The sequence below is a fragment of the Protofrankia sp. CiT1 genome (assembly GCF_917627335.1).
Lineage (GTDB): Bacteria > Actinomycetota > Actinomycetes > Frankiales > Frankiaceae > Protofrankia.
In genome coordinates, this window is record NZ_CAKJTP010000240.1 from 1 (window position 1) to 3,896 (window position 3,896).

Below are 3,896 nucleotides of genomic sequence, written 5' to 3' on the forward strand. Positions count from 1 at the left end.
TGGACGAACTTCCGGCGGCGACCACTAAGGATCAGAAGGTTGGGACATGATCGCGCTCATCCAGGTCGCTGCAAGCGCGGGGTAGACGCGGCGTCGCCCGACTACCGGGCCGCGTCTGAACTGCATTTCCCGGACATACAGCTCGCCGGTTCGGCGCGGACGACCTGGGGCAGAGCCCCGTCCAGTCCCGTGGCAGGCTGGACCTCATGCAGATCGGCGCCGTCTACCCGCAGATCGAGCTCGGAGGAGATCCGGGCGCCGTTCGGCGGATTGGGAGAGCGGTCGAGGACCTGGGCTTTGCGCACCTCCTCGCCTATGACCATGTGCTCGGTGCCATGCACGCTGATCGAACGCCTCGGCTGCCGGGGCCATACACCGAGCAGGACCCGTTCCACGACCCGTTCGTGATGTTCGCCTACCTGGCCGGCATCACCGAGCGCGTCAGTTTCGCCACCGGGATCCTGATCCTTCCGCAGCGTCAGACAGCGCTTGTGGCACGGCAAGCGGCCGATGTTGATCTCCTTTCCGGCGGCCGGCTACGCCTCGGCGTGGGAGTCGGCTGGAACCACGTCGAGTATGAGGCCCTCGGCCAGGACTTCCGCACCCGCGGGGCCCGGCAGGAGGAGCAGATCGAGCTGCTTCGCCGGTTGTTCACCGAGCCTGTCGTCGACTTCTCCGGCCGTTTCGACCGAATTGACAGAGCCGCCCTCGTGCCGAAGCCGGTGCGGCCCATCCCGATCTGGCTTGGTGGATCTGGTGAAGTGGCCTTCGAGCGGGCTGCCCGACTCGCGGATGGCTTCATCTTCTTCGGTGGCGGTGGCGTCGACCACGCCGTCGATGCCTGGACACGGCTGCGTGATCGCGTGCGCGGCCTGGGCAGGTCGGTCGAGGACTTCGGCGCTGACTACGTGGCGGTTCCGCGGGGCGGCATCGGCGACCTCACGGCGCAGATCGATGCCTGGCGCGAGGCAGGTGGTACCCATGTCTCGGTGGCGACGATGGGCCGCAACCTGGACTCCGTCGACGGCCACATCGACTACCTCGCCTCGGTCGCAGACGCACTCGGCTTGTCGTGACCGGTGCCGCACCGGCGCCACGTGCCAGCGAAGGCATCACCGCTCCACCACCACGGTCTCAACGCGCTCGGCATCCCGTGGGGGCCGCCGAGCCAGAAGGGGTACGGCGAAGTCAAGCCGGCAACCATCTTCAACGGCGGAGACCCGACCGGGCTGGTGACAGATATGGCCTGGCTGTCGTGGGAAGGCGGGACTGCGATCGGGATCAGGCGTCTCCGAATACGTTGTGCTCCAGGCCAGATCACGGCCGACGGCAAGGAGGCCAGGGCCGCCGTCGTCGCCTTCGACCTGGGGATGCGCGGCGGGAAACGTATGCACCAGAAGATCGAGTGTTTTTTCCTGAATACGGCCAGCGGTTCGACCCGAACAGTTACATCAACATCCGCACCGGGGAATACCACAACAGGTGATACCGCTGACATTTCAGCGGTATCGGCCGTGCGGATCGTCGGCTCACTCAACCCCATCGTCTCCGACATGTCCCGGTTGCCTGCGGCGAACTGTTCGCTCCGCGCGGCCGCGGTGCATCCGCAGACAGGATAAATCTCGGTTACCCAAATCAGTCATTCCTCAATAAGCATACATTGTGAGCGGTCAAACCTTCGACTGAGCCGCCATGCACCCCGGCCGAGGTAATCTGGGCCCCGGGCGGAGCGAGTGAGTCTCTGGATGGGGTGTTATGGAGAAGCTGCAGTCAGATTCGGCTGTTCCTCCTGTTGGTGTAGAGCGAACGCGTAGGTCTTTTGTCGCGAGCGGCATCGCGGCTGTCGCCCTGAGCGGGCCGCTAGGGTCGTGGGGGCCGCGAGGCTCCGTATTCGCGGCCAGGGAAGCGCGTAACGTCGATGGAGCCTGGAGAACGCTGGCGCGCAGCATTTCAGGGCCTGTGCTGCGTCCAGGTGATCCAGGCTTCGCCGAGCTGGCGCTGCCCTACAACCTGCGGGCGGCGTCGGTCCTGCCGGCCGGAATCGCGCGCTGCCTGAATGCCCCTGATGTGGCTGAGGCGATCAAATGGTCCCGCAGGTACGGCTTTCCGCTGGTCGCACGGTCGGGCGGTCATTCATCGGCAGATTTCTCAGTGACCCGCGGCCTGATGATCGACACCAAGCTTATGAATCAGGCGCAATTTGACGGGCGTACCGGTGTTGCTACGATCGGCGGCGGCTGCCTGAATGCTGACGTATATCGTGCGCTGCGCCAGAATGATGCCACCATCACGCACGGGCGTTGTCCGACAGTCGGCGCCGCCGGGTTTCTGCTGGGCGGAGGGATCGGATTTAACATACGGCGGCTGGGCGTTGCCGTCGACTCATTGGTCGCCAGCCAGATTGTTACTGCCGATGGTGAGATAGTGCCGGTCAGCGAGGACGAGAACGGCGATTTTTTCTGGGCGTGTCGGGGTGGGGGTGGTGGCAACTTCGGTATTAATACCTCGTTCTCCGTGCAGACCTCTCCCGCGCCCGCCTCCGTCACGGCCTCTCGCTTGATCTGGGACGCGAAGGCGGACACTGTGCTGCCGGCCCTGCTCGCCGCGTTGGAAGACTCGCCGACCAGTCTTGGCAGCTGGACCACCGTGACTGGGGTCACGCCGAAGGAACTAGCCGCGGGACAGGACGTATCGGTGGTCTTCGAGGGACAGCTCGTCGGCCCGCCCACAGAGTTGGCCAAGATCCTCGCCCCAGTTTACACCGTGGCGCAACCGGCACAGTCGACGATCGAGGAGCTGGGCTACTGGGACGCGCAAGAGAACTTCTTCTCTGACACCCCGCAACCAACCGAGTTCCAGAACCGCTCCCTCTACTTCTTCGGACCTGTCCGTCCCGAAGCGATCGAAACGGCCCTTTACTGGCTGCGGCGATGGCCGGGGACATCAATCTACGCGAACCTGTCATTTTTGCAGACCGGCGGCCAGGCCAGCACGGTTCCCGCCGACGCCACCGCATTCGTCCATCGCGACAACAACTGGTTCATGTTGTGGTACCTGAAGTGGAGCGGCAGCGATTCTGTCGACAGCGTCGAGGCCAACCTCGCATGGCTCGGCGACTTCTACGACGCGATATCACCCTATGCCATCCCGCAGGCATATCAGAACTTTCCCGACCCTTCATTGACGGACTTTCTTCAGCAGTACTACGCGACCAACCTTCGACGACTCGAGAAGATAAAGGCGGCGGTCGATCCACATCGCGTCTTCAATTTTCCGCAAGCGATCCCACCCGCCAGCGGGAGGGACATCGGAAGGATGCGCCCGACCGGGCCCGACTGGAAAGGTCGCCCGGAAGACATCCCCCGCGCGAGGACATCGTGACGGCTGCGGACGAGCCGGCCGCGTCCTGATCGCGGGAGTGGGTTCCGGCGCCGGCTCGGGTGGAATAGGGGCGTCGGCGGGTTGGTCGCCTCGTCAGCTGGCCAGGGAAGTTCGGTGAACGCTTCCGCGAGTCAACGATCCTGACCGCTCCGGCCACCCGGGCCATGTCGTCACCGGCCGCGACGGTACTCGCTGGTCTGCGGGTGAACGAGGCCCGCTACTTCAAGAACAAGTATGGCCACGTCTTCACGGTCGAGCCCGTGAGCAACGCCGGGCCGACCATCGACTGGGTGAGCCGGATCCTCACAGAAGAACGCGGCATCGTCATCTCCGCTCGCCCGCTCGAGGCGACCGCATTCCAGGTCGAGAACATTCGGATGGCATATGTCTTCTACGAGAACGGCCTGTCGATCAATGTGATGTACACCGTCGACGACCTCGGGAAACGGGCGGTTGGGTTCAAGCTCTCCGACGGGATGGAAATCCCCGCGGAACTCGCCTCGTTCAAGTTCGCC

General features: G+C 64.2%; 4 protein-coding genes. All 4 read left to right on the top strand.

Annotated features, from left to right (window positions below):
* The first annotated feature begins 206 nt into the window (after positions 1-206).
* Positions 207-1,076: an LLM class F420-dependent oxidoreductase gene (locus tag MJ785_RS20740; RefSeq protein ID WP_239382464.1), complete on the top strand. Its 870-nt coding sequence runs from the start codon at positions 207-209 to the stop codon at positions 1,074-1,076.
* A gap of 21 nt (positions 1,077-1,097) precedes the next feature.
* Entirely contained in the window at positions 1,098-1,619 is a 522-nt protein-coding gene (locus MJ785_RS20745; RefSeq protein ID WP_239382466.1) for a hypothetical protein, read from the top strand.
* A 340-nt stretch (positions 1,620-1,959) separates the two neighbouring features.
* Positions 1,960-3,381 carry an FAD-binding oxidoreductase gene (locus MJ785_RS20750; protein WP_239382468.1) on the top strand — a complete coding sequence of 474 codons (1,422 nt, stop codon included), beginning with the start codon at positions 1,960-1,962 and terminating at the stop codon, positions 3,379-3,381.
* A gap of 164 nt (positions 3,382-3,545) precedes the next feature.
* Positions 3,546-3,896 (top strand): phage tail protein (locus MJ785_RS20755; protein WP_239382470.1); only part of this gene is annotated, 351 nt, incomplete at its 3' end.

What these genes read in the sequence shown, in the direction of transcription:
- MJ785_RS20740 (WP_239382464.1), top strand. Translation starts at nt 207, where the DNA reads ATGCAGATCGGCGCCGTCTACCCGCAGATCGAGCTCGGAGGAGATCCG.